Source organism: Arthrobacter sp. SIMBA_036, assembly GCF_046535135.1.
Lineage (GTDB): Bacteria > Actinomycetota > Actinomycetes > Actinomycetales > Micrococcaceae > Arthrobacter.
Genome location: NZ_JAWRXG010000082.1, coordinates 1 through 337, shown reverse-complemented (window position 1 = coordinate 337; position 337 = coordinate 1). Strand labels below are relative to the sequence as shown.

Below are 337 nucleotides of genomic sequence, written 5' to 3'. Positions count from 1 at the left end.
AACTGCTGAATTTAAAGTCTGTATATCCTCCATCTGGATCGATCTTTCTTGATTCCGGGTAAACTACATAGCTGCCATGAGATTTGTTTACAAATGTGCTGTATGAGCGTGAAATGCTTGATTTAACTTGATTTGGTGCGCTTAATGCGATGTCTTCGTCCGAAGTTACCATTGGAAGGGAAGAGGCCTGACCACTTCCGTAACTGTATTTTGTTGTTAAGGTTTTATTGGTTATTGGGTCCATCATTTGCACTTCTTTGATTCTCAGTCCACCTCCTTTAATTATGGATCCTTTCCAGTTAAATTCATGAGGTTCGTATATATATTTTTGAACGCC

Annotated in this window: 1 protein-coding gene; it reads right to left on the bottom strand. The window is 38.9% G+C overall.

All coding sequences use genetic code 11. The features are described from left to right. Positions 1-253, bottom strand: a 253-nt coding sequence (locus tag SB659_RS19220) for a hypothetical protein (RefSeq protein ID WP_410551545.1), incomplete at its 3' end; no start/stop codon positions are given. Between the last annotated feature and the right edge of the window lie 84 nt (positions 254-337).